The organism is Pandoraea pnomenusa (assembly GCF_000767615.3).
In the GTDB taxonomy this organism is placed as follows: Bacteria; Pseudomonadota; Gammaproteobacteria; order Burkholderiales; family Burkholderiaceae; genus Pandoraea; species Pandoraea pnomenusa.
In genome coordinates, this window is record NZ_CP009553.3 from 1,704,802 (window position 1) to 1,727,186 (window position 22,385).

17 protein-coding genes, 1 pseudogene and 1 riboswitch are annotated in these 22,385 nt (G+C 66.4%); of the genes and pseudogenes, 8 read left to right on the forward strand and 10 right to left on the reverse strand.

The window, feature by feature from the left end; translation table 11 throughout:
- Positions 1-67: 67 nt before the first annotated feature.
- The 3 genes from LV28_RS31805 to LV28_RS31815 form a co-directional block, all read right to left on the reverse strand.
- Positions 68-1,453, reverse strand: coding sequence for an amidase (locus LV28_RS31805; RefSeq protein ID WP_023871835.1), 1,386 nt, complete (start codon positions 1,451-1,453; stop codon positions 68-70).
- A gap of 2 nt (positions 1,454-1,455) precedes the next feature.
- A complete protein-coding gene (locus LV28_RS31810; protein ID WP_023871834.1) occupies positions 1,456-2,139 on the reverse strand; it encodes a GntR family transcriptional regulator in 684 nt (227 codons plus the stop codon).
- Positions 2,140-2,201: 62 nt separating this feature from the next.
- Positions 2,202-2,945 carry a DUF2848 domain-containing protein gene (locus LV28_RS31815; RefSeq protein ID WP_024788851.1) on the reverse strand — a complete coding sequence of 248 codons (744 nt, stop codon included), beginning with the start codon at positions 2,943-2,945 and terminating at the stop codon, positions 2,202-2,204.
- A gap of 476 nt (positions 2,946-3,421) precedes the next feature.
- Between LV28_RS31815 and LV28_RS31820 the strand changes: the two genes are divergently transcribed.
- Positions 3,422-5,209, forward strand: a complete 1,788-nt coding sequence (locus LV28_RS31820) for a cation:proton antiporter (RefSeq protein ID WP_023595114.1) — start codon at positions 3,422-3,424, stop codon at positions 5,207-5,209.
- A gap of 54 nt (positions 5,210-5,263) precedes the next feature.
- Here the strand turns inward: LV28_RS31820 and LV28_RS31825 are convergent, their stop codons facing one another.
- From LV28_RS31825 to LV28_RS31835, 3 genes are all read right to left on the reverse strand, one after another.
- Complete coding sequence (locus tag LV28_RS31825; protein ID WP_023595115.1) at positions 5,264-5,830, reverse strand: PaaI family thioesterase; 567 nt, start codon at positions 5,828-5,830, stop codon at positions 5,264-5,266.
- A 180-nt stretch (positions 5,831-6,010) separates the two neighbouring features.
- Entirely contained in the window at positions 6,011-6,736 is a 726-nt protein-coding gene (gene ribB / locus LV28_RS31830) for a 3,4-dihydroxy-2-butanone-4-phosphate synthase (protein WP_081326836.1), read from the reverse strand.
- 97 nt (positions 6,737-6,833) lie between these two features.
- Positions 6,834-7,015, reverse strand: a riboswitch (FMN riboswitch).
- A 204-nt stretch (positions 7,016-7,219) separates the two neighbouring features.
- Positions 7,220-7,420 carry a heavy-metal-associated domain-containing protein gene (locus LV28_RS31835; protein WP_023595117.1) on the reverse strand — a complete coding sequence of 67 codons (201 nt, stop codon included), beginning with the start codon at positions 7,418-7,420 and terminating at the stop codon, positions 7,220-7,222.
- 301 nt (positions 7,421-7,721) lie between these two features.
- On the opposite strand from LV28_RS31835, the gene LV28_RS31840 reads away from it, so the two are divergent.
- The 4 genes and pseudogenes from LV28_RS31840 to LV28_RS48340 all read left to right on the forward strand — a co-directional run bounded on the left by LV28_RS31840 (position 7,722) and on the right by LV28_RS48340 (position 12,354).
- The gene (locus tag LV28_RS31840; RefSeq protein ID WP_048806403.1) at positions 7,722-10,214 is read left to right on the forward strand and encodes a heavy metal translocating P-type ATPase; all 2,493 of its coding nucleotides are present in this window, start codon (positions 7,722-7,724) and stop codon (positions 10,212-10,214) included.
- 232 nt (positions 10,215-10,446) lie between these two features.
- Positions 10,447-11,253, forward strand: coding sequence for an endonuclease/exonuclease/phosphatase family protein (locus LV28_RS31845; RefSeq protein WP_023871831.1), 807 nt, complete (start codon positions 10,447-10,449; stop codon positions 11,251-11,253).
- Positions 11,254-11,260: 7 nt separating this feature from the next.
- A pseudogene (cueR, locus tag LV28_RS49280) lies at positions 11,261-11,659 on the forward strand (Cu(I)-responsive transcriptional regulator); the annotation flags it as partial.
- Between the two features lie 554 nt (positions 11,660-12,213).
- Entirely contained in the window at positions 12,214-12,354 is a 141-nt protein-coding gene (locus tag LV28_RS48340) for a DUF3563 family protein (protein WP_023595121.1), read from the forward strand.
- 421 nt (positions 12,355-12,775) lie between these two features.
- Here the strand turns inward: LV28_RS48340 and LV28_RS31855 are convergent, their stop codons facing one another.
- The 4 genes from LV28_RS31855 to LV28_RS31870 form a co-directional block, all read right to left on the reverse strand.
- Entirely contained in the window at positions 12,776-13,441 is a 666-nt protein-coding gene (locus LV28_RS31855; RefSeq protein ID WP_023595122.1) for a DUF799 domain-containing protein, read from the reverse strand.
- Positions 13,438-13,818 carry a DUF4810 domain-containing protein gene (locus tag LV28_RS31860; RefSeq protein ID WP_038618191.1) on the reverse strand — a complete coding sequence of 127 codons (381 nt, stop codon included), beginning with the start codon at positions 13,816-13,818 and terminating at the stop codon, positions 13,438-13,440. Before LV28_RS31860 ends, LV28_RS31855 begins: the two co-directional genes overlap by 4 nt.
- Positions 13,819-13,996: 178 nt before the next feature.
- On the reverse strand, positions 13,997-14,746 hold the full coding sequence (locus LV28_RS31865) for a CsgG/HfaB family protein (RefSeq protein WP_081326837.1): 750 nt from the start codon (positions 14,744-14,746) through the stop codon (positions 13,997-13,999).
- Positions 14,747-14,870: 124 nt separating this feature from the next.
- On the reverse strand, positions 14,871-16,181 hold the full coding sequence (locus tag LV28_RS31870; protein WP_023595125.1) for an Nramp family divalent metal transporter: 1,311 nt from the start codon (positions 16,179-16,181) through the stop codon (positions 14,871-14,873).
- 245 nt (positions 16,182-16,426) lie between these two features.
- On the opposite strand from LV28_RS31870, the gene imuA reads away from it, so the two are divergent.
- The 3 genes from imuA to LV28_RS31885 are packed head-to-tail and all read left to right on the forward strand — an operon-like array spanning position 16,427 to position 22,361.
- Positions 16,427-17,326 (forward strand): translesion DNA synthesis-associated protein ImuA, encoded by a 900-nt coding sequence (gene imuA, locus LV28_RS48685; RefSeq protein WP_048806402.1) that lies wholly within the window; start codon positions 16,427-16,429, stop codon positions 17,324-17,326.
- A complete protein-coding gene (locus tag LV28_RS31880) occupies positions 17,256-18,956 on the forward strand; it encodes a Y-family DNA polymerase (protein ID WP_038618188.1) in 1,701 nt (566 codons plus the stop codon). The genes imuA and LV28_RS31880 overlap by 71 nt, the downstream gene beginning before the upstream one ends.
- A gap of 21 nt (positions 18,957-18,977) precedes the next feature.
- Complete coding sequence (locus tag LV28_RS31885) at positions 18,978-22,361, forward strand: error-prone DNA polymerase (protein ID WP_081326838.1); 3,384 nt, start codon at positions 18,978-18,980, stop codon at positions 22,359-22,361.
- Positions 22,362-22,385: the final 24 nt, after the last annotated feature.

The following is a 22,385-nucleotide window of genomic DNA, read 5'->3' on the forward strand; positions in this document are numbered from 1 at the left end:
CGGCGCGCCGACACGTGAGCGAGGCTGCCGTCCACGCGGCGCCTGGCGTGCCGCGGCGCGAGCGCGATCAGGCGCCGAGGCCCGCCGAGCGCAGCGCGTGCTCGATGGCGCGCGCCACCGGGAACAGGCGGGCATCGTCGCCCGCCGCGCTGCTGGCCATGAGGCCGATTGGGGCTTCTCCCTTGCCGTGGCAAGGCAGGGAGAAGGCGCAACCGTCGATCATGTTGATGGCGGTCGGGTTGCGCAGCACCAGCGCGTTGGTGGCCGTGAAGGTCTCGTCGCTCGCTTCGAGCGGTGCGATGGCCGGCGGGGTGAGCGGCACGGTCGGGCAAAGCACCGCGTCGAAGCTTTGCCAGACGGGGTTCGCCGCGGCAATGAGTGCCGCGCGTGCGTTCAGCAGGTCGATGTAGTCGGCGGCGCCCGCGGGTTCGCCCTTGCGAATGCGTACGAGCACGCGCGGATCATAGTCCTGCGCACGCTCGGCGAGCCACTTGCGATGCCATGCGTAGGCTTCGATCGGCGAGAACCCGAAACGGTTGATGGCAGGCAGGTCGTCGAACGGCGTGAACTTGAATTCCACCAGCGTGGCGCCTGCCCCGGCGAGCGCGGCCAGGGCGCGTTCGTAGATGGCGATGGCCTCCGGTTCGGCGCCGTCGAGCACGAAGTTCGTCAAGACACCGAAGCGCATGCCGCGCATCTCGCGCGGTGCGGCCGGGGCTTCGTCCACGGCCTGTCCCGCGAGGATGGCGTCGACCCGGGCACAGCAGTCGACCGAGCGGCCGATGGGGCCGACGGAGTCTAGCGACGTCGACAGCGGCAGGGCGCCCTCGCGCGGTGTGCGCGCGGCGGTCGGCTTGAAGCCCGTGAGGCCGCAGAAGGCCGACGGAATGCGAATGGACCCCCCGGTGTCGGTGCCGAGGCCGATGGCCGCCATGCCATCCGCGACCGAGGCGGCGGCGCCGGACGACGAGCCGCCGGCGATGTGGCCCGCGTCGCGCTGCCACGGCGAGCGCGGCGTGCCGTAGTGCGGATTCAGTCCGAGGCCGGAAAAGGCGAATTCCGTCATGTTGGTGCGACCGACGATCACGGCGCCCGCCTGCCGCAGCCTGGCCACGGCGAGCGCGTCGTGCTTGGCCGGGGGCGCGTTGTCGAGCACCCTGGAGCCGGCGCGCGTGACTTGTCCGGCGACGTCGAACAGGTCCTTCACCGACACGGGGATGCCCATGAGCGGCGACAGCCGCACCCCGGCACGGCGCAATGCGTCGAGCCCGTCGGCGGCGTCGCGGGCGGCTTGCGCGTCGACGTGCGTGAAGACGACGTGGCCCTGGCCCGCGGGGTCGGCAATGCGGGCGAGCGCCTGTTCGGTGAGGGCGCGGCTGGTGGTGCGGCCCGCGTCGAGCGCGGCGGCGAGGTCGGACAGGGGGCGTTGCAGATCGATGGCGTCGGTGCTCATGTTCAGATCGCTTTCAGGATATGGGTGCGGAATTCGTCAATGTGACGGGCGATGGCCCGGCGGGCGCGCTCGGCGTCATGCGCGGCGAGCGCGTCATACAGTTCGAGATGCTCCTCGTAGACGCCCTCGAGATGGCTCGGCGTCGACAGCGCAAGGAACCAGAAGCGCAGCGAGCGCTCGTGCAGGCCGCGCAGCAGATCGGCGAGTGTCTGGTTGCGCGAGGCGCGCGAGATCGCGAGATGGAAGTCACGGTCGATGCGCATCATGGCGGCCACGTCGCGCGCGGCGATGGCGTCGCGAGAGCGCAGCAGCACCGCCTCGATGGCCGCGAGGTCGTCGGGCGTGGCCGCGCGCGCGGCCAGCTCGACGCAATAGGTCTCGTTGATCATGCGCACGTCGATGATCTCGAGCGCGTCGTTCAGCGAGACGGGCGCGACCATGGCGCCCTTGCGCGGCAGGATGACCACCAGCCCTTCGAGCGCGAGGCGATGCATGGCCTGATGCACCGGCGTGCGCCCAAGCCCCGTCGACTGCATCAGTTGCGCTTCGTTCAGGGGCTCACCCGGACGCAGACGCAGCGTGATGATGTCGTGCTTGATGGCTTCGTAGGCGCGCTCGGTAAGGCTGCGGCCCTCGGGGCTCGCGCTCGAACCGGGCGGGTTCGTCGCGGCGGTCGCGTCGGGCATGCGGCGCACGGGAGCGTTGGGGGGAGGGGCGGTCGTCTCGTTGGGCATCGGGTCTGAGGAGGTCAGTCGGCGATGGCCAGCGCCTGCGTGACGTAGCCGTGCCGGATCGTGCGGCCGAGCACGGGGTCGTGCAGCTCGATCTCGAACCGCTCGCCGCCGGCCACGCCGCCAATGGCAGCGAGTGTGCCACAGAACATCGCGGCACCCGAGCGCAGTCCGCCGACACTCGCCGTATCGCCGGCACTACCGATACCATCGGCCCCGGCACCCGCTTCGAGCCTCGCCATCAATTCCTGCGGCGCGAGCAGCCCCGCCACCGTGCCCTCCTGATACAGGCGGCGCTCTCCGTCGCACGTGACCCACGAGCGCAGTTCCAGCCGATCCCAGTGCGCCGCCACATCGGCAAGGTGCCACGCGCCGCGCGCTACCGGCTTGGCGCAGATCTGCTTCGAGACCGTCACCCCATATGCCTCGACTTCCCGGTCGGTGTGGTCCGAACCGACGCTCACGAGCATGGCGTCGCCGTGGCGCACGAGCACGCATTCGGCCTCTCCGCTGCTCGTCTGGCCGACGACGTCGATGGTTTCATCCTGCGACAGCAACGCCGGCGCCAGTCGATAGAAGCAGGGCGTGCTCGACGGACGGCGCACGCCGAGCGCGGCCAGCTCTGCAATGTGATGCTCGACGGCGTCGCGATCGCGGCCGGCCCAGCCCGCAATGATCAGGGTGTCGATCGGCACGTCGACGCGCGTGGCGACGCCGCTGCCGCCGACAGCGGACACCGAAAAGGACAGACGGGAACCCATACGTTGCAAACTCCTGAAAGTGCGACTAGTGAAATTGATTTGATATTGTTGTGATATTTCACTGGCGGAGGCGACAAAAAGCAAGCGAAAAAATTTCGTCGCATCTTGCGGAAAACGGGAATCTTTTATGAAAAGCCCCGTCAATCTTGGGTTGCGCGCCGGTTCGCCCGTCGCGTATATTGATTCCGCACCCGTTTTCGGCCTGTGGTTTGTCGGGTTTCGGCATTCCGGCGAGCGCGTCGGAGCCCTCCCCGGGGGGAGGGGGTGCGGACCCGCGACCCGGTGGCCGTCCGGTCGGCGGGACCGGGCAAGCGAGCGCAACGTCTATCAAGCCGGCGGCACATGGCCGGCTTCCCACCTTTATCAAGCATCACGTCTTGTGTTGCCGCTGCGGCCCGCGAGGGGCGCGACGCGTGGCCGGCGTGGAGTCAAGAACAGCAAAATCGGCGCAACGCGCCGCGGGGAGAACGTATCGGATGCATCACGCCATCGACTTCATTCAGGACCTGGCCGTCATCATGCTGCTGGCCGGCATCGTGACGGTCATCTTCAACCGGTTCCGGCAGCCGGTCGTGCTCGGCTACATCGTGGCGGGGGTGATCATCGGCCCGTACACGCCGCCGTTTGCCCTGATACACGACGAGAAGACCATCGGCATTCTGGCCGAGCTGGGCGTGGTGTTCCTGATGTTCTCGCTGGGGCTGGAGTTCAGCCTGCGCAAACTCGCACGCGTGGGGGTGACCGCCTTCGTGGCGGCGCTCACCGAGATCGTGCTCATGCTGTGGATCGGCTACGAGATCGGCCGCTTCTTCGGCTGGGGCACCATGGATTCGATCTTCCTCGGCGCCATGCTCGCGGTGTCGTCGACGACCATCATCGTGAAGGCGCTCGACGAGCTGGGCATGAAACGCGAACGTTTCGCGCAACTGATCTTCGGTGTGCTGATCGTCGAGGACGTGTTGGCCATCGGCATGATCGCGCTGCTCTCGGGCATTGCCATCAGCGGCTCGGTCGACGCCGGGGAGGCTACCTTCACCCTCGGCAAGCTGCTGTTGTTCATGGTGGTGTCGCTGGTCGTGGGTATCCTGCTGGTGCCGCGCATTCTCGCGTACGTGGCCAAGTTCAAGAGCGACGAGATGCTGCTGGTCGTGGTGCTCGGCCTGTGCTTCGGCTTCTGCCTGCTCGTCATCCAGATGGGTTACAGCGTGGCGCTCGGTGCGTTCCTGATCGGTGCCATCATGGCCGAGGCCCGCGAGCTGCATACGATCGAGCGACTCGTCGCGCCGCTGCGCGACATGTTCAGCGCGGTGTTCTTCGTCACCATCGGCTTGCTGCTCGATCCGCACGTGCTCGCCACGTACATCTGGCCGATCCTGGTGATCACGGTGGCGGTGGTGCTCGGCAAGATCGTGTCCTGCGGGCTGGGGGCCTATCTCTCAGGGCAGGACGGCCGCACATCGATGCGCGTGGGCATGGGGCTGTCGCAGATCGGCGAGTTCTCGTTCATCATCGCGTCGCTGGGCCTGTCGCTCAAGGTGACCAGCGACTTCCTCTATCCGATCGCCGTGGCGGTGTCGGTCATCACGACGCTGCTCACCCCCTATCTCATCAAGAGCGCCGATCCGGTAACGGGGTGGCTCGGACGCGCGATGCCGGGCCGTCTGTCGTACGTGCTCGGACAATACACGCAGTGGTTGCAGAGCATTCATCTGACGGGCGACAGCGCGGCGATCGTCACCATCGTGCGGCGCATCGTGGTGAGCGTTGCGATCAATCTGGCGCTGGTGGTGACGATCTTCCTCGGTGGCGCATTCTTCTACCGGCGCCTTGCCGAACTGATGTCGCCGTGGGTGAGCGATCCGAGTCTGCAAAGTGCGGTGGTTTGGGGCGCGGCGCTGGTGTTGTCGCTGCCGTTCCTGATTGCGGTGTACCGCAAGCTCAAGTCGCTCTCCTTGCTGCTCGTGGAGCTTTCCGTGCCGCCGAGTCTGACGGGGCGCTACACATTCCAGGTGCGACGTGTGGTGGCGGAGATCCTGCCGATCGCGGCGATGGTCGGCGTGATCCTGCTCGTGGCGGCGCTCTCGGCGAGCATTCTGCCGTCGACGGAGATGATCGTCCTGATCGTGGCGGGCACCGTGGTGCTGGCCGTCGCCATGCGCAGCTGGTTCGTGCGCATGCACGCAAAGCTCCAGATCGCGCTCAAGGAGACGCTCGAGCATCAACCGGACAGCGGCGAGCAGGGCGGCGGCGGGGCGTCGCACTGAGCGGCACCAAGCGGCACCAAGCGGCACCAAGCGGCTTCGGATGCTTCCGGCGCTTCAGCTTTTGCGCGGCGGGAAATCAAAGATCAGGCACGTGGTCGTGGCGTGCGCGTACAGCGTGCCGTCCGGCCCGACGATGCGCCCCTCCGCGATGCCGACCTGACGCCCCGCCTGAATGACTTTCCCTTCGGCGCGCACGCACGGGACATCCCGGGTGAGGGCGCGCACCATGTTGGTCTTGAGTTCCAGCGTGGTGTAACTGCGACCGGCGGGGAGCGTCGAATGAATGGCGCAGGCCACGGCCGAATCGAGCAAGGCGGCGAACCAGCCGCCATGGACCGAGCCCAGCGGGTTGTAATACGGCAGGGCCGGTCGTCCCTGAAAGACCGCGCGGCCCTCTGCCACTTCGATGGCGATGAAGCCGAGTGTCTCGCTGATCGGCGGCATCGGCAGCGCCCCATCGAACATCGCTTCGAAAATCTCCCGACCCGACAGCCCGACGACGTCGGCGGGGTTGGCGACGCCATAGCGTGCCGGCCCGCGACGTTCGATGCGTTCGCGCACGGCCGCTTCGTCGGCATTCCACTGTGCCAGCACCGCGGTGGCATCCGGCTTGTTGTTCATGACGTCTTCCTCGTAACTTTTATAATGCTAGGGATGTGGCCCGATTATAGAAGTCACGATGCATGCCCAGGGGCATTTGCGTTAGAGGGAAGTGTCGATGTTCGGCGGCGAGCCACGGGGGGGCGGGAGGACGCGGGGACCAGACTCACTGTCCCCGCTGTCTCCACTGGCCGTGGCCGTTCAGGCCGCCTGCGCGTGGCTGCGACGGTAGTTCGCCAGCTCGTCGATCGTGAGGATCGGCAGGCCGTGCAGCTCGGCGAAGCGCTCGATGTCAGCGCCTCGCGTCATCGTGCCGTCCGGGTTCATCAGCTCGCACAGCACGGCGGCCGGCTTCAGACCGGCGAGAATCGCCAGATCCACCGACCCCTCGGTGTGGCCGCGGCGCGTGAGCACGCCGCCCGGCTGCGCACGCAGCGGGAAGACGTGACCGGGGCGTGACAAATCGGAAGGCTTGGCATCGTCGGCGATGGCGGTGCGGATCGTGGTGACGCGATCGGCCGCCGATACGCCGGTGCTCACGCCCTGACGCGCCTCTATCGTCACCGTGAATGCGGTGCCGTAACGGCTCTGGTTCTGCTCGACCATCGGGGGCAGATCGAGACGGCGCAGCGTCTCGTCGGGCAGGCACAGACAGACGATGCCGCTGCATTCGCGAATCAGCATGGCCATCGTGGTCGGAGTGATTTTCTCTGCGGCCACGATCAGATCGGCTTCGTTCTCGCGGTCGAGATCGTCCATGAGGATGACCGGACGGCCTTCGCGCATGGCGTCGAGTGACGCCGCCAGACGAACTTCGACGGGCGGCAGGTTGGCGAACGCCGGATAGGCGTGCAGATCGTCGGCGTTGTTGGCGGCCGGTGTATCGGCTTGCGGTGCGACTTGGGCAGTGCTGTTGAATGCGGACATGAAACGCTCCTCGCGTAAGTCAATCGGGCGAAAAACGTTTTCGGGGCATGCGAACGGACGTCGCCATGGGACGGCATCCCATGGTGCGCGGGTATCGACGCATCTTCTCTCATCCGGACTATGACCGTCGGCTCTGGCTTCGCACCAGATCTGCTGACCCTGCCGGTGTCGCGAAAGCAACGATGGCAGGCGCTCGCGGGCTCGTGACGCACGCAACTCGCGCTGCGTGAGGTGTCACATACCGCCGGTGGGGACTTTCACCCCGCCCTGAAGACGTGTGTGTCGAACGCATCGCACCTCGCGGATACTCATTGCGCGGCGTCATTGCGTATTCGACACGCCGGAGCGTAGCACAAGGTGCCGAGGGTTCGCAGCGAAGACTGCGCGACATATGGGGGCATTCGGGATGCGCAGGGCGCGAATCCGGAGGCTGTCGCGGCGCGCCAGTGGCGCCGCGACCCGGCAACGACGCCGCCGAAAACGTCAGGCGCTCGTGCCCTTGACGGTGTACCCGGCGTCCGTGATGGCGGCGCTGACTTCCGCCGGCGAGAGCCGGCTTTCGACGTCGACGCGGCCGGCGCCGAGATCCACGTTGACCTTGGCTGTGGCGTCGCGCTCGGTGATCGCTCGCGTGACAGCCTTTACGCAATGACCGCAGCTCATTCCTTCGACTTGCACTTGCATGTTGCTCTCCTTGAAGTAGGTATCGGTTACGGATACGTCAAACCGATCATAGACCTTCCTATGGCGGGAAGCTCAAGCACTTTTTCGGATGATTCGCGTCGACGCTCAGACACGCCCCAAACGCATGCGGCGCCGACAGCGCTATTGTGGATAGGTGAAGGGTTCTGGCGCGGCGTTGCCTGCGACACGTTGACGCGGTGGGCCCCAAAGGCATGGAAGCGCGCGGCGAGACACTTGACCTTCCTGCCATGGCAAGCTTTAAGCTGCGAAGCATGATGACAGTCCTCCCGGAGGCCGCTATATGACTCAGAACTGGTCGGTGGGTATCGAAGGCATGACCTGCGCGTCGTGCGTGACGCGGGTCGAGAAGGCGTTGCGACGCGCGCCGGGCGTCGCGAACGCCAATGTGAATCTCGCTACCGAGACGGCGGCGGTGGAAGCGCTCGCCGGAGTTGCGCCGGCCGCCCTGCTGGGGGCGGTCGAAGCCGCCGTGAGCGACGCCGGCTATCAGGTCGCCGAGCAGCCGTTCGAGCTGGCGATCGGCGGCATGACATGCGCATCGTGCGCGGGGCGAGTGGAAAAGGCGCTTCGCGGCGTGCCGGGCGTGGTGGAAGCGAACGTCAACCTGGCAACCGAGCGTGCCGCTGTACGCGGGGTGCGAGGGGTGGTCGACATGAGTGCGCTGACAGCGGCGGTGGCGAAGGCGGGGTACGAGGCGTCGCCCGTCACCGATCCGGCGCAGGCGGCATCGTCCGGCGAGGGGCCGACGTGGTGGCCCGTGGCGGTGGCGGCACTGTTGTCGTTGCCGCTGTTGCTGCCGATGTTGCTCGAACCGCTGGGCGTCCATTTGATGCCGCCGCCATGGGTGCAGTGGTTGCTCGCCACACCCGTGCAGTTCTGGCTCGGCGCCCGGTTCTACCGGGCGGGGTACAAAGCCGTGCGTGCCGGTAGCGGCAACATGGATCTGCTGGTGGCGTTGGGCACGTCTGCCGCGTACGGCTTGAGTCTTTACGAGTGGTGGCGCGCACCGACCGGCAGCATGCCGCATCTGTATTTCGAAGCGGCGGCCGTCGTGATTACGCTCGTCTTGCTCGGCAAATGGCTGGAAGCGCGTGCGAAACGACGCACGGTCGAGGCGATACGTGCGCTGGCGGCATTGCGGCCCGAAACGGCGCGTGTGCTGCGCGATCCGCAGGGTCTGGCCAGTGAAGTCACGGTGCCGCTCGGGCAGGTAAAGGTTGGCGATTGGGTGGTCGTGCGCGCCGGCGAACGCGTGCCGGTCGATGGCGTGATTCGCGATGGCGCCAGCCAACTCGACGAGTCGCTGCTCACGGGCGAGCCGCTGCCGATCGACAAGGCGGCGGGGGACACGGTCGTGGGCGGCTCGATCAATGGAGCGGGCACGCTGCGCGTGGAGACGAGCGCCATCGGTGCGGACACCGCGCTCGCCCGCATCATTCGGATGGTCGAAGATGCACAGGCCGGCAAGGCGCCGATTCAGCGCGCCGTCGACCGCGTGGCGGCGATATTCGTGCCGGTGGTCGTGCTGATCGCCATCGTCACGGTGGTCGCCGGACTCATGCTGGGGATCGGCCTGGAAGCGGCGCTGCTCAATGCGGTGGCGGTACTCGTCATTGCCTGTCCGTGTGCGCTCGGATTGGCCACGCCCGCCGCGATCATGGTCGGCACGGGCGCCGCGGCGCGGCAGGGCATTCTCATCAAGGATGCCGAGGCGTTGGAGCTGGCGCATCGCATCCGTGTGGTGGCGTTCGACAAGACCGGTACGCTGACCGAAGGGAAGCCGCGCCTGGTGGCGCATCTGCCTGCCGGAGGCACGTCTGCCGAGACGTTGCTGCGCTGGGCCGCGGCAGTCCAGTCAGGCAGTTCGCACCCGCTCGCGAAGGCCGTGATGGTCGCCGCGGATGAGGCGGGGCTGACGTCGTCCCTGCCGGTGGCGTCCGACGTGACGGCGTTGCCCGGTCGTGGCATGCGGGCGCACATCTCGGAAGCGGGCGACGCGAGCGGTGCGCACAGCCTGCAGTTGGGCAACACACGGCTGCTCGAGGAACTCGGGGTGTCTGCGGGTGCGCTCGCGAGCGAGGCGACGCGCCTTGCCGCCGAGGGACGCACGGTATCCTGGCTGGTCGAGACGCCTGGGGCGAGTGCCGCGCAATTGCTCGGCTTGCTGGCATTCGGGGATACGCTCAAGGCAAGCGCCAGGCCGGCGATCGAGCGGCTCCATGCGCTTGGTGTGCGATGCGTGATGGTCACGGGCGACAACGCCGGGAGCGCCGGGGCGGTGGCGGCGGCGCTGGGCCTCGACGCGGTTCATGCGGATGTGTTGCCGGAGCACAAGGCGCAAGTCATCGCGCAACTCAAGCGCGATGGTGCTGTCGTAGCGATGGTCGGCGACGGCATCAATGACGCGCCGGCACTGGCGGCCGCCGATGTGGGCATCGCCATGGGCTCGGGCACGGACGTTGCGATGCAGACGGCAGGTATCACACTCATGCGCGGCGATCCGCTGCGTGTGGCCGATGCCATCGATGTGTCGCGTCGCACGTGGTCGAAGATTCGTCAGAACCTGTTCTGGGCATTTGCCTACAACGTTGTCGGCATCCCGCTCGCGGCCTTTGGCCTGCTGAGTCCGGTGATCGCCGGGGCAGCGATGGCGCTGAGCAGCGTCAGCGTGGTGAGCAATGCCTTGTTGTTGCGCCGCTGGCGTCCGGCGGTGCTGGCGGCCAACGTTGGGGCGTCCGACGTCCCCCACTTGCCGCGCGACGCGCGAGCGTGACATGCCCCGGTGCCCCCCCGACAGGTCGATCGTGCACCGGGCAGGGGCGTTCGGCTTGCCCGGGCGTCAGGCGAACGGCGCATAATGGGCTCATCGGGACGGATGTCGCGGCGACGGACAGGCCAACCGGCCGGGCCGCGTCGCCTGAATTTTTTTGACTTGAAAATCGCCGAAAGCGACCTCATCTAGGTGATATCGTCTGTCTTCCGGCACGAGGTCCATGCTGCCGAATATGAATAGTCTGCATATCGCGAGTTACAACATTCACAAGGGATTTTCCGCGTTCAACCGCTTGCGCGTTCACGAACTACGCGCCGGGTTGGAGGGGCTCGCGCCGGATCTCGTTTTCCTGCAGGAAGTGCAGGGCATGCATCAGAGACACGCCCTGCGCCATACCGATTGGCCGCTGCAACCGCAGCACGAGTTTCTGGCCGGGGCGATGTGGCGCGATCACGCGTATGGTCGCAACGTCGTTTATGAGCACGGGCATCACGGCAATGCGATTCTCAGTCGCTATCCGATCGTGAAATCGGACAATCACGACATCACGACCTATAGTTTTGAGAAGCGGGGCATGCTTCATTGCGAGATCGCCGTGCCGGGATTGGCGCAGCCCCTGCATTGTCTGTGTGTGCACCTGTCGCTGGCTGGGCCTGGCCGTCGGCGCCAGTTCGAGATGCTTACCGAGCGCGTTGCCGATGCCATTCCGGCGGATGCACCGCTGATCATTGCGGGCGATTTCAACGACTGGAGCAATCAGGCCGATCGGTTGCTGGCCGAGAAACTGGCGCTGACCGAGGTTTTCCAGAACAGTGCGGGGCGTCCTGCCCGGAGTTTTCCGAGCGGAATGCCGCTTTTGCGACTTGACCGCATTTACGCACGCGGCTTTCATATTGAAGGGGCGCAGGTTTTACACGGTCGCCCCTGGTCACGGATCTCCGATCACGCGCCGATCAGCGCCCGACTCGTGCCGTCGGGTGGCGACGAGGCGGTGAACGGCTCCAATACCCCGTCGTTCAACCCTCGTTCCCCCCAGTGAGGCAGCCATGAACATCGGACAAGCGGCACAGGCCAGCGGCGTGACCGCCAAGATGATCCGGTACTACGAGAGTATCGGCCTGATGCCCCCGAGCCCGCGCTCCGAGGCAGGTTACCGGCGCTATGGCGAGCAGGATCTGCACCTTCTGCGTTTCATCCGTCAGGCCCGACGATTGGGCTTCGGCATCGATCAGATCCGCCAGTTGCTCGCCCTTTGGCAGGATCGCGACCGGTCCAGCGCCCAGGTCAAGGCGTTGGCGCAATCCCACGTCGACGAGCTGAATCAGCGCATCGGGGAATTGGTGGCGATGCGCGATACGCTCTCGCATCTCGCGAAGCACTGCCACGGCGACGATCGTCCCGACTGCCCGATTCTCGAAGGTATTGCCGCGGCCGGGTTGTCGTCGGCACCGAACCCCAAGGCGGACGGCTCCTCGGAAGGCGCGTCACCTTGTGTTCATGAGCCAGCGGCGCTCGCGCAGGGCGCAGCCACCGGCGTAACCGCCACGGCCGGCACTGCTGGCTCGGCAGATACTACGGGAACCGCCGGCACCACGGCGCCCGCCAGTGCGGCCGGAGGCGATGGGGATGGCAAGGCGTTGCACAGCCTGCAGAAGTAATTGGATCACCCGGACATCGGCCGCGAACCGCCCTCGGGTCCAAAATTCGGGCCGCATACCGTCCGTTGCAACATGACGCGCCGCAATAGCGGCGCTTTTTTTTGTCTGCGTAATTTTGATCGATCGCTGCGACACCGTGCCGCAAGCCAGTCGTCGGGACTGTGGAATTTTTTTATCTAATTGATTTTTATAATATTTATATGGAATAAATTGGATTCGAAGCGTGCCTCTAGCAGATTTTGTGGGATTTTTGCACATAGGGGCTAACCCTTACCGGGAAAACCCTATATAATGCGAAGCACTGCTGCGATGCAGCACACTAAATGAACTGGAGAAACGTCATGTTTGCCGCCCTGTTTGAAGTCGTGAACACTTGGTTTGAAACTGCTGAGCGTCGTCGTCGTGAAGCGTTCCTGGCTGAGTCGAAGGACATCATTGAGTTGGAACAACGTATCCGCGCGATCGAAACCGCCGGTTACTAAGCCAGTCTGCAAGAAGTCCTTTCGGACGAACGGTCGTCGCTGGCGCAATCAGATCAGTCGATCGGCCAACGGGCGATTCGCGTCATCGGTTGCGATGACGTGCGACGGCGCCCCGCCGTGAGTCCGGATGCCAAATCTCGCTGTTCCGGGAATTGGTTCGCGAAAGCCCGCCACCTTGGCGGGCTTTGTCGTTTACCTCGCGGTGTCGCCTTGTCGCCGTGTCGCTGTGTCGCCGTGTCACCGCGTCACCGCGTCGTCGCTGGCAGCTTCGTTGCCTCCACCGCCCCCCGCCATTGCCGCAGCTCAGGTCCCCGCCGTCGGCAGGCGTATCGGCAATGTGCTGGGGGGGTGTCGATGCCCGCCCAATGCGGGTGAGGTGCCCGGGAGCAGGGGGCTCCCGGGATACGCTTCAGGTACGGCGTCAGTCGGTGCCGTACTTCGGCGAGCGCGGCCCGTACAGCAGGCCGTTGGGGTGTCCGGCGGACAGCAGACGAGCGTTCGCCGTGCCCGCCACCGTGTAACCGGCGTTCGACACGCTGTTGACGATCTGCTTGACCGCTGCCGTGATCAGCATGCCGATCAGGCCGCCGCCGCTGTTGTTGCCTCCCTCGTTGTTCGACGCACTTGCGGCACCGCTCCAGAGCTTGGCACCGTTGCGCAGGTCGATGAGATCGGCTGACACCGTGACGACGGTCGCGCTGTCGAGCACCATGTACTTCGTGCCGTATTGCTTGATCTTGATATAGAGGGCGGCGTCGGCGCCGAAGATCTCACGCAGCTTGGCCGGGCTTACCTGGTGGATGTCGCCGGCTACCGTCAAGCCATTCTGACGGAACGACTCGTCGACCAGCGCGACGGGCATCACGTAATAGCCGGCTTCGCCCAGCGGCACCGTCACCTGCGACAGCACGCTGTAGGTGGCATCGATGTCGGGTGATTCGTTGAGCGGCGGCAGCACCAGAATCGACTTCGGCTTGCTTTCCTTGAACGCGGTGTAGTCGTAGGGCTTGGCCTGATGCACGGCGCACCCGGTCATCGCGGCGGCGAGCGCCGCAACGGCCATCCATTTGCAAAGTCGGGCGATCATTGTTTGGCCTCCGAGGTCTTGTTCTTGAGGAGGAAGTCGATGTAGCCGGCCGATTCGGGGAACAACTGCTTTTCGGTCTGGAATTCCTCGACCATCTTGTCGGGCTTGCCGACCGATGCGTAGAGCAGTCCAAGGTGCGCGTGATAGCCCGGGGGCGTGGCGTGGTTGCCGGCCTTGATCTTTTCGAGATCACGCTCGAGCACGATGATCTGCGCTTCCTTCGATTCTCCCTTGAAGTATTCGTAGACCTGTGGCTGATAGCTTTCCCAGTCGTACAGCGGCTTGGGCGGCGTGGCACAGCCGGTCACCAACGTGACGACGGCGCCACCCACGGCGGCCGCGAGCGCGGCACGGCCGAACGAGAACTTGCGATTCATGGCGTAGTAATCCTGTCAGGCATGGCGCGGCGTGGTCGTGCATCGCGCTCGCGCACACGAGAAGTGCGCGCGATCACGCGATTACGTGAGTAAGTGAGTACGCGGGCGCGCGGCGTGCGCGTCACGGTCGACGCGCCGCGACATGCGGCATCAATAGAGGCTTGGGGCGTGAGTGGGCTTACTTGCCGGGCTTCCAGGCACCGCTTTCGATGCCGGCGACCAGGTTGTTGACCGCTTCGCGCATGGCCAGATCAAGGACCTTGCCATTGAGCGTGGAGTCGTAGCCGGCGGTGCCGCCGAAGCCGATCACCTCGCGATTCGACAGCGCGAACTCGCCCGCGCCACCGCTCGAGAAGACGACTTCCGACGTGGCGATGTCGACCACGTTCAGATTGACCTTGGCGTAGGCGATCTGCTCGCGGCCTCGGCCGAGAATGCCGAAGAGCTGTTTGTCGCCCACTTCCTTGCGGCCGAACTCGACGACATCCCCGGTGATGACGTAGTCGGCACCCTTGAGGGTCTGCCGCGTTTTCTTGATGTCGGCTTCCTGGCGAATCTCGGCCATGTTGTCGCGGTCGAGCACGTTGAAGCGGTTGGTTTGCTGCAGATGCGTGATCAGGATCGTCTTGGCCTGACTGCCGAGGCGGTCGACGTTATCGGAAAACACGCCTCGCATGTATGCCGAACGATTGTCGAACTTGCCGACGGCGATCGGCGTGCGCACCCCGACGAATGGGCGGCTGGCACTCTCGACCCTGGCGACTTCCACGGTACGCGAGCTTTCGGTGGCGCAACCGCCGAGCACGCCGACGGCGAGCACGGCGGCGCTGAACAGCGCGACGCTGGACTTCCTGTTTTGCACGGTGAACCCCTTGTAGTGTTGTCGCCCGGCGGTCGACGTCTCGTGGCGTCGACCTGCTGCGGGCATCTGATCGCCTTACCGGAATTGCGGACTTCTCGTTCTGATATTTGGTAAGGGGTGCTGATGTTAGCACGCGTGCGAGCCGGTGAGGGCGTTGCCGAATGTCAAAAAATGCTCGCGTTCGGTCGCCTCAGTCGAGACCGAAGACGAGCAGGAGGTTGGTGGCGGTGATGAGGGCGAACAGGCTCCACGCCGCCACTTGCGTGGGGCGTCCGATGGCGTTGCCGCGCATCACGCGGCGATCGCTCACCGAGCGGATGAGCGGCCACATGGCGAACGGGAGTTGCAGGCTGAGCAGCACCTGACTCCAGACGAGCAGCTTGCCCACGGCGCCGTCGCCGAGCCACAGCACGCCGACGAGCGCGGGCACGAGCGCCAGCCCACGCGTGATCAGGCGTCGCTGATAGCACGGGATCTTCAGGTGCAGGAAGCCGTCCATGATGACCTGACCGGCGATGGTGCCGGTGAGCGTCGAGCTTTGCCCCGAGGCGAGCAGGGCGATACCGAAGAGGAAGGCGGCCGCACTGCCGGCAATCGGCGTGATGAGTTGATACGCCTGCTCGATATCGGTGACGTTGGTCTGGCCGCTGGCGTGAAACACCGAACCCGCAAGCATCAGGATCGCCGCATTCACCCCCATGGCGATCACGAGCGAGACCCACGTATCGATGCGCACCAGCGCGAGCGTGTCGTGCACGTCGCCGCGCTTGCCGCCGACCACGCGCCGGGTCTGCACGACCGACGAATGCAGGTACAGGTTGTGCGGCATGATCGTCGCGCCGACAATGCCGAGCGCGAGCACGATGGCATCGCGCCGGTCGTGGCTCGGGGCGCCGGGCACGAGTCCGGCGGCAACCGCATGCCAGTCGGGCGGCACCATCGCGACCTGCGCGACGAAGCAGAATGCCATGGTGCCGATCAGTCCGAAGACAATGGCCTCGATCTGCCGGAAGCCTTTGCCCTGCAGGCCCAGCACGATCATGGTGTCGAGCGCGGTGAGCACGATGCCCCACGCGATCGGCACGCCGAGCAGCAGTTTGAAGGCCAGCGCGCAGCCGAGCACTTCGGCGATATCGCACGCGATGATCGAAATCTCGGCGGTGATCCATTGCACGAAACGTCCCGCGCGGCCGTACCGTTCATAGCTGGCCTGTGCGAGATCGCGTCCGGCAACGAGTCCCAGCCGCGCCGCGAGCATCTGGAGAAAGATGGCGGCGAGACTCGACATCGCCACGACCCAGAGCAGGGAGTAACCGAATTGCGAGCCGGCCTGAATGTCCGTGGCCCAGTTCCCGGGATCCATGTAGCCGATGGCGATGAGCAGCCCGGGACCGGCGAAGCGCTTGAGCTTGCGCCAGCGGGAGTCGCGTGCGTCGATGACGATGCTGCCTTTGACTTCGGAGGGACAGAACGGTGCGGTGGCGGTGGTCGGCAGGGGCATGAAGGCGCAAAGGCGGGAAGCGGGAAATGAGAACGGTTGGCAACGGGTTTCGTCCGATCCCGCAACGTTAGCCGGGTGTGCGCAGGCTCGCAAGCGGGATCGCGGCGGGAGGGGGGCGGTGAGCGGCGAGGAACCGGGGGACAAGGGTAAGCGGTGAGGGGCGCCGCCGGAAATGCGATCACGAATCTCTGGTCAATGACGGGTGAACTGTTATACTGTACATTCATACAGTATTTCGACGCGTGATGACCCTGTCGCTTTCCTCCCTGCCTGCCGGGCTGTGGCGTGCCAGTGAACTGGCGCATTGCCACCGTGCGGGGCACGCCTCCGGCTTTGCCGCGCTCGACGCCGAGTTGCCCGGCGCCGGATGGCCATATGGCGCGGTGACGGAGTTGCTGAGCGATCGTCCCGGGATCGGTGAATGGCGGCTGCTCGCCCCGGCGTTGCGCGATCTCACGCAGGCGGGCAAGCCGGTGATGGTGATTGCGCCGCCGATGCTGCCGTATGCGCCAGCGCTGGCCGGCTGGGGAATCGATTTGCGCTGGCTCAGTGTCGTGCTGCGTCCCGTGCATGACACGGCAGGCGCGGGGGCGCGCCGGCGTGGTGTGCGTGGCGTGCGTGGGGCGGGGGCCGCCGGCGCGCAGGACCGGGACATGCTCTGGTGCACCGAGCAGGCGCTCAAGAGCGCGTGTTGCGGCGCGGTGCTGACCTGGCTCCCGGCGGCCACACCCGAGCAGATTCGGCGGTTGCAGGTCGCGGCGGGGGGCGCGCAAACGCTGGCCTGGGTGATGCGTCCTTGTGCCGCGGCGGCCACGGCTTCGGCGGCGCCGTTGCGACTGGGGCTGAGCGTCGGCGAGGGGAGCCGTCTCGGCGTGCGGTTTCACAAGCGTCGAGGTCCGCCACGGCTCGAACCTCTCTGGCTGAGCCTGCCCGCCCCGTACGCTGGTGTTGCTCAGGGGGGCACGGGAGCCGCCGATGTCGCCGACGACGGGATGGCGGTGTCCGCGGCGCCCGATCCCGCGCCTTCGCCCGCACCGTCCACGGTGCCTTTCGTTTCTGCTTCCGGAGTCTCGCATGGCTTGCTGGATCGCCCTGCATCTGCCGTATCTGGCGCTCGAGATCGCCGCGTCGTTCACGCCGGCTGACGCGCAGACGACGGTCGTGCTCGCGCAGTCGCGCGTCTGGCAGGCCGGCGAGGCGGCACGGGCGGCGGGCGTGCAAAACGGCATGCGTCGCGGCGGGGTGTTGGCGCTGTTGCCGCAGGCGCGATTCCATGATCGCGACGAAGCGGCCGAGCGCGTTGCACTCGAGGCGCTGGCGCTCGCGTTGCTGCGTTTCGGCCCCGACGTTGCCATTGCCTCGCCACAGTGCGTGCTGATCGACGTGGCCCCGAGCCTGCGCTTGTTCGGCGGGCTGGCCTCGCTTGCCGCGCAGGTATTCGAGAGCGCCGAGGCGCTCGGGCACCGGGCGTCGCTCGGCATTGCCGCGACGGCCGGTGCGGCGGCGTTGCTCGCGCGTGCCGGCGAGGCGGTGCCGCTGCCTGTCGACTCGCAGGCGGACTCGCAGGCGCCGACACCGCGGCAGATGCAGGCCGCCATGCAGACGCGAGCGTCGCGCCGCTCGATCGCGCCCGGGGAAGCCCGGCAGGCGGTAGCCACGAGAACTTCTGCGGAGACGGCGATGCCGCTGGCATCCGCATGGCGCGGCGAGCCATTGTTGCCGCCAGACGAGCGGGCGCTGCCGCAACAGCTCGACTCGCTGTCGGTGGCATGGGTGCCCGAGGCGCAGCCGTGGCTCGACTGGCTCGCACAGATCGGGTGTGCGACGTTGGGCGAATTGCGGGCATTGCCTGCGCCCGGCGTGCGACGGCGCTGCGGCGCCGAACTGCTGGCGGCGCTTTCCCGCGCGTATGGCGAGACACCGGAGGCACCGGCCTGGTACCGTGCGCCGCCCCATTTCGAGGCCGTGCTGCCGCTGCCGTCACTCACGCATGACGTCGAGGTGCTGCTCTTCGGCCTGCGCCGTCTGCTGGCCCAGCTCACCGGGTGGCTTGCGTCAGGTCAACTGGCCACGCGCGCGCTCACGCTGGTGCTGGAGCACGAGCCGCTTGGCCGGCAGACTCTGGCGCCGACACGTTTCGATATCCGCCTGGCCGAGCCGAGCGCCGCGCCCGCGCACCTGCTGTCGCTGTGCAAGGAACGACTGGCCCGTGCGCCGCTGGTCGCGCCGGTGTTGACCTTGCGGCTCGACGTCACGCAAACGGCCCGGCATGAACCGCAAAGCGGATCGTTGCTGCCCGAGCCGGGACGCGCCCGGCAGGACTTCGTGCAACTGATGGAGCGCGTGACGGCGCGGCTGGGCGATGAACACGTGAGGCGTTTGCACGTGCGCGGCGATCACCGCCCGGAGGCGGCCTGCGTCAGTGAGCCCTACGGCTCGCCCGCGGCATCCGGTCAGGCATCCGTCGGCAAACGCGCGACGCCCGATGCGAGTCGCCATCTGCCGACGCGGGAGGTGCCGGTCCCGCCGCGTCCGGTGTGGCTGCTCGATACGCCTCAGCGGTTGCGCGTGCACGAGGAGCGTCCGTGGCGGCAGGGCGTGTTGCAACTGGTGAGCGGCCCGGAGCGCATCGAGGCCGGCTGGTGGGCGCCGGGAACGGTCACGCGCGACTACTTCATCGCCGCGGACACCACAGGGGCGCTGCTGTGGGTGTTTCGCGAGCGTCCCGTGAAGGGGGCGGACGCCGCGTGGTATTTGCATGGCTTGTTCGGTTGAATTCGACGAGACCGTTCTGCTATGAATGTCGACGATTTTCTGCCATGGCAAGGGCCTACCGAGGGGCTGGCCGCCAATGACGACGGTGCCGATGACAGTGCCGCTGCGTCCGCTGCGGCCGCTTCGGCCGCTTCGCGCGAGACGGACGACGGCGGTCTGCCCGCCTATGCCGAACTGCATTGCCTGTCGAACTTCTCGTTTCAGCGCGGTGCGTCGCATCCGGAGGAGTTGATCGCGCGCGCTGCACATCTGGGCTACACCGCGCTGGCGATCACCGACGAGTGCTCGCTGGCCGGCGTGGTGCGCGCGTTGGCCGAGGTGGTGAAACATCCGTCGATGTCGCTGATCGTGGGCAGCGAGTTTCGCCTGACGCCTCAGGCACCGCAAGCGGCCGAGCCGGTGCCGGCCCGCGCGCCGCTGGCGCCCGCCGGCATCGACACCTCGGGACAGGATCCGGATCGCCTGGGAACTCTTCATCTCGTGGCACTTGCGCAGCATCGCGACGGTTACGGCAACCTTTCCGAGATGATCACGCTGGGGCGCATGCGCGGGCCGAACCGCAGTTATCGCCTGCACCCGCGAGACTTCAGTGCGCCGCACGCCGGGCAGGCCCATTTGCGGGGGCTGCCGGGCTGCCTGATCATTCTCGTGCCCGACCCCGACGCGAGTGTCGAGTGCACGCTGGCCCAGACGCGTTGGGCAAGGCAGACGTTTGGCGAGGGGCGTGTCTGGCTCGCGCTCGAGCGGCGGCACCGCGCCGACGATGACGCGCATCTGGCACGGCTGCGCACGATCGGCGCCGAATGCGGCGTGCCGCTCGTTGCCACCGGCCACGTTCTCATGCATGTGCGCTCGCGCAAGCCGTTGCAGGACACGCTCACGGCCATCGGACTGGGCAAGCCGGTGCAGGCCTGCGGGCTGGCACTGGCGGCCAACGCCGAGCAGCATCTGCGTACACGGTTGCGGCTCGCATGGCGCTATCCGGCCGAGGCCCTGGCCGAGACGATTGCCATCGCTTCCCGGTGCCATTTCGATCTGCGCAGCCTGCGTTACGAGTATCCCGAGGAGCTGGTGCCCGCCGGTCATACCCCGCAGACCTACCTGCGTCAGGAAGTCGAGGCGGGCGCGAAGCGGCGCTATCCGCATGGCGTGCCGCAAAAGGTTCGCGACCTGATAGAGAGCGAACTGGCGCTCATTCGGGATCTCGAGTACGAGCCGTACTTTCTGACGGTGTACGACATCGTGCGCTTTGCCCGCAGTCAGAACATCCTGTGCCAGGGGCGTGGGTCGGCGGCCAACTCGGCGGTGTGCTATTGCCTGCACATCACGGCCGTCAATCCGGACGAAGTGCAGTTGCTCTTCGGTCGCTTTCTGTCGAAGGAGCGCAACGAGCCTCCCGATATCGATGTCGACTTCGAGCATCAGAAGCGCGAGATCGTCATCCAGTACATCTACAACAAGTACGGCAACGACCGGGCGGCGCTGGCCGCGACGGTGATTTCCTATCGCATGCGCAGCGCGGTTCGCGATGTCGGGCGGGCGCTCGGCATCGATCTGTCGATCGTCGAGCAGGTGGCGCAGAGCCAGCAGTGGTGGGACGGGCGCGAGAATCTGCTCGCGCGCATGGCGGCACAGGGGTTGTCGCCCGATGCGCCGACCACGCGGATGTGGGCCGACCTGGTGGCGCGGCTGATCGGCTTTCCGCGGCATCTGTCACAGCACGTCGGTGGTTTCGTGATCTCGCGCGACAGACTCTCGCGGCTCGTGCCGATCGCACCGGCGGCGATGGAGAATCGTTACGTCATCCAATGGGACAAGGACGACATCGAGACGCTCAAGCTGCTCAAGGTTGACGTGCTGGCGCTTGGCATGCTGAGCGCGTTGCGTCGTACGCTCGACCTGCTGGGCGAATGGCGGGGCAAGCCGATGGAGCTGGCCGATATTCCGCGCGACGACCCGGCAACGTACGGAATGATTCGCCGGGCCGATACCGTGGGCGTTTTCCAGATCGAGTCGCGGGCGCAGATGAGCATGCTGCCGAGGCTCAAGCCGGACAAGTTCTACGATCTCGTGATCGAAGTGGCGATCGTGCGGCCGGGGCCGATTCAGGGCGGCATGGTGCATCCGTATCTGCGCCGCAAGCAGGGCAAGGAGGCGGTGATCTATCCGCGCGAGGAGATCAAGGCGGCACTCGAGCGCACGTTGGGCGTGCCGATCTTTCAGGAGCAGGTCATGCAGATCGCGATGATCGCCGCCGACTTCTCGCCCGGCGATGCCGATCAGTTACGCCGCTCGATGGCCGCATGGAAGCGCAAGGGCGGGCTCGAGAAATTCCAGACACGCATCATCGGCGGGATGCAGAAAAACGGCTATCCGCTCGAATTCGCCGAAGCCATCTGCCGACAGATCGAGGGCTTCGGCGAATACGGGTTCCCCGAAAGCCATGCGGCGAGTTTCGCGTTGCTCGCGTATGCCAGTGCGTGGCTCAAGTGTCATGCGCCGGAGATGTTCCTGTGCGGGTTGCTCAACAGTTTGCCGATGGGGTTCTATTCGGCGTCGCAACTGGTGCAGGATGCGCGCCGGCATCGTGTCGAGGTGCGGGCGGTCGATGTCTGTGTGAGCGATGTCGATTCGCGTCCCGAGGCGAGGGTCGGGCGATACGGCAATGCCCGGCGCCCGGCGGTGCGGCTTGGGCTGTCGTTGGTCAAGGGCCTGTCGGAGGCGGGCGCGAAAGCGATCGAGCAGGCGCGGCGGCAGCGCCCGTTTACCGACATCGACGATCTGACCGCTCGCGCGGCGTTGTCGCGACGCGATCTCGATGCGCTGGCGGCGGCCGATGCATTGTCGGCCTTGCTGGGCGGACGCCGCCAGGCGCGCTGGGCGGTGGCGGCGTGGCAGCCGCCCACGCCGCTGCTGGGCGCAACGGTCCTGCGCGACGCGCTGCCGGGCAGTGCCGACGAGCAGGTGGCGTTGCCGGCGATGCCCGAGGGGCAGGACATCGTGGCCGATTATGCGAGCACGGGGTTGACACTGCGGCGTCACCCGTTGCTGTTGCTACGCGAGAAACTCGCGAGAATGCGCGTGCGAACGGCAAGGGAGTTGCAGGCCGAGGGCGTCAACGGCCGACGCGTGCGAACGGCAGGCATCGTGACGGGGCGCCAGCGTCCCGGCACGGCCAATGGCACGGTGTTCGTCTCGCTGGAAGACGAGACTGGCGTGATCAATGTGATTGTCTGGCCGGACCTGGTCGAATCGCAGCGCAAGGAACTGCTGGCGTCGTCCTTGCTGGGGGTGGAAGGCGTGTGGCAGCGCGAGGAGCGTGTGACCCATCTGGTGGCGCATCGCCTGGTCGATCTCTCGTCGATGCTCGGCGAGCTCACGATCTCGAGTCGGAACTTTCACTGACACGATTTCGCCAGCTCACCGAGG